This window comes from Thalassospira mesophila (assembly GCF_002115755.1).
GTDB classification, from domain to species: Bacteria; Pseudomonadota; Alphaproteobacteria; order Rhodospirillales; family Thalassospiraceae; genus Thalassospira; species Thalassospira mesophila.
The window spans coordinates 1-1,135 of record NZ_JFKA01000045.1 but is presented as its reverse complement, the minus strand read 5'-3'; the positions used below and the strand labels follow the sequence as shown (position 1 = coordinate 1,135).

General features: G+C 65.7%; 1 protein-coding gene and 1 pseudogene. Both read right to left on the bottom strand.

Annotation, left to right across the window (positions count from 1 at the left end):
* Nucleotides 1-197: 197 nt before the first annotated feature.
* A complete protein-coding gene (locus tag TMES_RS21940) occupies nt 198-953 on the bottom strand; it encodes an amino acid ABC transporter ATP-binding protein (RefSeq protein ID WP_033496691.1) in 756 nt (251 codons plus the stop codon).
* Nucleotides 950-1,135, bottom strand: a pseudogene (locus tag TMES_RS21935) (amino acid ABC transporter permease); the annotation flags it as partial. The pseudogene TMES_RS21935 and the gene TMES_RS21940, both read right to left, overlap by 4 nt.

Below are 1,135 nucleotides of genomic sequence, written 5' to 3'. Positions count from 1 at the left end.
GTCGACATAGAAGCGTTGCAGCTGCGTGCGGGCAACGGCGTCGACGGCGATCGGGGCGGAGTAATCCAGGTCCTGAGTGGCCATGGCGGGTACGCCGCCTCGCGGGCCGCGTGATTTTCAATTACGAACGAGTTTCATTATAAATTGAAACCTCGCCAAATCGCCGCCCCGCCCCGATCTTTCGCGCCGCCCTGCCCTCAATGCAGGATGCGCTCCAGGAATGCCCGCGTGCGCTCATGCCCGGGATTGTCGAAGAACGCGCCCGGCTCGCCCACCTCGATGATGCGGCCGCCGTCCATGAACACCACCCGGTCGGCGACGTTGCGGGCAAAGCCCATCTCGTGCGTCACGCACAGCATGGTCATGCCGTCCTCGGCCAGCGAGGTCATGGTGTCCAGCACTTCCTTGACCATCTCCGGATCCAGCGCCGAGGTCGGCTCGTCGAACAGCATGATGCGCGGCTGCATGCAGAGCGAGCGGGCGATGGCCACGCGCTGCTGCTGCCCGCCTGACAACTGGCCGGGGTACTTGCCAGCCTGATCGGGAATGCGCACCCGCTCCAGGTAGCGCATGGCCAGCTCCACCGCCTGCGCGCGCGGCATGCGCCGCACCTGGGTCGGCGCCAGGATGCAGTTCTCCAGCACCGTCAGGTGCGGGAACAGGTTGAAGTGCTGGAACACCATGCCGGCGTCGGTGCGCACGCCGTCCACGGCGCGCAGGTCGTCGCTCAACTCGACGCCGTTGACCACGATGGAGCCCTGCTGGTGGCGTTCGAGCCGGTTGATGCAGCGGATCATGGTGGACTTGCCCGAGCCGGACGGCCCGCAGATCACCAGGCGCTCGCCCGCCCGGACCTGCAGGTTGATGTCCTGCAAAACATGGAAGTCGCCATACCACTTGTGCATGCCGGCGATGGCGATGGCGGGCGGCGTGGCGGCGGAAGGCGTGGTCATCGGAGTTCCCCTTTTTTGTAGCGGTGCTCCAGCCACATCGAATAGCGCGACAGGCCGAAGCAGATGCAGAAATAGATCGATGCGATGAAGAGATAGGTCTCGACGTAGGGCGTGGGCCAGGCCGGGTCGGTCAGCGCCGCGCGCCCGGAGCTGAGCAGGTCGAACAGGCCCACGATCAGCAC